Raw genomic sequence first — 3,588 nt, 5'->3', positions numbered from 1 at the left:
CTTAACCTGTTATTGGTGCACAGGAATTTGGTCTGCAATCCTGCTCTGTACAAGTTATCTTTTTCTTCCCTCCATTGCTAAATTTATTATTTTCATCCTTGCCATTGCAGGTGGACAAGCCATCTTGGAAACGTTTGTTGGGGTAAATATCAAAAGAACTGAATTGTATAATGAGCAAATAAAACATAATTCAAATTCCAATTAGAGAAGACCGACCCCAGGATTGAAAAACAAAGTCCAATCCCCCAGTACAGAAATACTTTAGTATACTGAGGGATTGGACTTTGAATATTCTCTATTAATACCTATCCTGCCGGCAACTTCATTTTATCCATGATTGTGGAAAAAAAGCTTCTGACGGATACAATTTTGTTGCTTTTTTGATAAGAGCCTTCATTTATGATTTGACTACCTGTCACCCGTTCAAACATTTCTATTCCTTGTTCGTTATCTCTAGAATCCTTATCCAGTAGCTCGGAGGAGTAGATGTATTCCCCTTTCATAATGCTGTGTATCGAGGCGATTAACTCCTCACTTGGGGTGTCCTTCAATAAATAACCTCTTACACCCGCTTTCAGGGCACCTTCAAAATAGCCTGTTTTTGCAAAGGTTGATAAAATAATTACCTTACACCCTGTTGTCATGCAGGCATCTACTACCTCAAGTTTGCTCATTCCGGACATGTCTATGTCCATAATACAAACATCGGGCTGCAATTGTTGTACAAGGGTAAGGGTCTCGTCTCCATTCCTTGCCTGACCGACCACTTCCATGTCACTTTCCATATTTAGAAGCGAACCTATAACCCCTAACAGCATTTCCTGATCCTCAGCAATGACAATTCGAATCATTTTCATTCTCTCCTTATCTAGATGCACCATTAAACAAAAACTCCCCTAGAGTGAAGGGGAGCCAGTCGAAGTTACAGTTCAGGCGGAAACTCTATTTTCAACTAAAGCTTTAGCTTCTTTAAAACTAACGAAATTCTTGTTTTGCTCATCCCATAGACGGAATCGGAGCGACTTCAAACTTGTGGCAAGAGAGATCGTCGGAACGTTTTGTAAGGGTGGCGTATTATTGTGTGCCTGTTCTAGTTTATAATTTGGAACCCTTGGACTTAAATGGTGAACATGGTGAAACCCAATATTTCCAGTTAAGAATTGCATAAGTTTTGGAAGCTTATAAAAGGAGCTTCCTTCTACTGCCGCTTTCACATATTCCCAATCTTTATCTGCTTCAAAATAAGAATCCTCAAACGTATGCTGTACATAAAACAACCAAATGCCTACTGAACCAGATAGTAAGAAAATCGATCCTTGGACGAGAAGGAATGACTGCCATCCTACCGCCCAGCAGAGCAACCCTACTAAAGCAGCGATTAGGACATTCGTCAAATAAGTGTTCATGCGTTCCTTCTTTTTGGCACCTTTACGGTTAAATCTATTTTTAAGAAGGAATACATAAATCGGTCCTAATCCGAACATAACGAATGGATTACGGTAAAAACGATAAGCTAAACGAAGTCTGAGCGGCGCCTCTAAATATTCAACTACTGTAAGCGTCCAAATATCTCCTGTCCCGCGTTTATCTAAGTTCCCGCTTGTTGCGTGATGAACGGAGTGCTCATGCCCCCATTGATCAAAAGGAAAGATTGTCAAAACACCCATTGCTGTACCAACTATTCGATTGGCACGGCGATCTTTAAAAAAGGAATGGTGGGTGCAATCATGAAAGATAATAAAAATTCTCGTTAAAAAACCAGCCGCAATCACTATGGGCACTAATGCCAGCCAATATGATACGGACAGGCTTAAATAGGCAAGATACCATAATGTAATAAATGGAACGACCGTATTAATGAGCTGCCATACACTTTCTTTTGTCGTTGATTTTTCAAATGGAGCTACTTGTTTTCTCAAATTCTTCGTGTTTTGTAAGGTCATTTATTTAAATTCCTTCCTTGAATCCCTTGTTAATTTTAATTATAAAGGAAGGGATTTGGAGTTGTTAGTAGCAGGTGTCACCTACAAGGCATGACAAACGTCATGTACAAGATAGACTTAAAGATAAATTCTGTAAAACACTTTCACGGAATATAAACAAGAAAAGCCGCCATTTCGGACTTAATGGACCACCTTCCCCATGACAGCTGCTTAATGAAAACCAGTTGTTTTTTAAAAAATAAAATCCAACTTGTTCGGTATTTCACGTATAATGAACCATATTCACATCATGCATATGATAATCCTTTAGGAGAATCCTATTCATGAATTGGAAAAAACGAAAAATGAGGTTTATACATGAATGAAAAAAGTTTTGCTGATTACCATTTAAGTGATGAAATAAAAAGAGCACTAGCTGTATTAAAATATGAAACTCCCACACAGGTTCAGATTGATGTCCTGCCATTAGCTCTCGAAAAGCAGGATCTTGTTGTTAAATCTCAAACAGGCAGCGGGAAAACTGCATCCTTTGGCATACCTATTTGCGAAATGATTGAATGGGAGGAAAAAAAGCCACAGGCATTAGTTCTAACACCAACGAGGGAGCTCGCTGTTCAAGTTCGTGAAGATATCACGAATATCGGAAGGTTTAAACGAATCAAAGCTACCGCCCTATATGGAAAAGAACCTTTTTCGAAACAAAAAGACGAATTAAAACAAAAAACTCATGCGGTCGTAGGTACACCTGGCCGTGTCATAGACCACATTGAAAGAGGAACCTTAGTTTTAGACCAAATAAAGTTTTTGATCATAGATGAAGCGGATGAAATGCTCAATATGGGTTTTATCGATGAAGTAGAAGCGATAATAAATGAACTTCCTTTAGATAGAGTAACGATGGTATTTTCCGCAACGCTGCCTAAGGATGTTGAAAATCTCTGTCATAAATATATGAAGGATCCTATTCATATTGAGATTGAGTCTACTGGGGTAACATCGGATACCATTGAACATCAGTTAATCGAGGTGAAAGAAGAAGAGAAAATTTCACTTCTTAAAGATGTTACGATCGTTGAAAATCCAGATAGCTGTCTTATTTTTTGCAGAACTAAAGAAAATGTAGATACAGTGTTTACCGAATTAGAAGAATCCAATTATTCTTGTGAACGAATCCATGGAGGGTTAGAACAAGAAGTGCGGTTTGCCGTTATGGATGGGTTCAAAATGGGAAATTTCCGTTATCTAGTGGCCACCGATGTAGCTGCAAGAGGAATTGATATTGATAATGTGACACTTGTGATCAATTTTGACGTTCCTCTGGAAAAAGAGAGCTATGTCCACCGTACAGGTAGGACTGGCCGTGCCGGCAGCAAAGGCAAAGCGATCACGTTTGCAACACCTTATGAAGGAAAATTCCTGAAATCAATTGAAAAGTATATTGGCTTCGAGATACCTGTTATGGAAGCTCCTAAATATCAAGAAGTGGCTGCAGGAAAAGCTGCCTTCCAAGAAAAAATGAGTGGCCGCAGAGCCGTTAAAAATAATAAAACTGCCCGAATAAACCAAGATATCATGAAACTTCATTTCAGCGGCGGAAAAAACAAAAAGATTCGAGCTGTAGATTTCGTTGGAACGATTGCAAAAA

General features: G+C 38.8%; 4 protein-coding genes. 2 read left to right on the top strand and 2 right to left on the bottom strand.

Annotated elements, in window-relative coordinates; translation table 11 throughout:
• Window positions 1-205 (top strand): DUF1360 domain-containing protein (locus V7164_RS23290; protein WP_335355375.1); only part of this gene is annotated, 205 nt, incomplete at its 5' end.
• A gap of 100 nt (window positions 206-305) precedes the next feature.
• On the opposite strand, the gene V7164_RS23285 is transcribed toward V7164_RS23290, so the two are convergent.
• Together V7164_RS23285 and V7164_RS23280 are read right to left on the bottom strand one after the other, a co-directional pair.
• On the bottom strand, window positions 306-881 hold the full coding sequence (locus V7164_RS23285; RefSeq protein WP_335355374.1) for a response regulator: 576 nt from the start codon (window positions 879-881) through the stop codon (window positions 306-308).
• Window positions 882-929: 48 nt separating this feature from the next.
• Window positions 930-1,943, bottom strand: a complete 1,014-nt coding sequence (locus V7164_RS23280; RefSeq protein WP_335355373.1) for a fatty acid desaturase — start codon at window positions 1,941-1,943, stop codon at window positions 930-932.
• Window positions 1,944-2,300: 357 nt separating this feature from the next.
• Here V7164_RS23280 and V7164_RS23275 point away from each other — a divergent pair.
• Window positions 2,301-3,588 (top strand): DEAD/DEAH box helicase (locus tag V7164_RS23275; RefSeq protein WP_335355372.1); only part of this gene is annotated, 1,288 nt, incomplete at its 3' end.

Origin of the sequence: Bacillus sp. JJ1474, assembly GCF_036965225.1 — a bacterium.
GTDB lineage: Bacteria > Bacillota > Bacilli > Bacillales > Cytobacillaceae > Cytobacillus.
The sequence above is the reverse complement of the archived record's forward strand: the minus strand, read 5'-3'. Positions and strand labels throughout refer to the sequence as shown.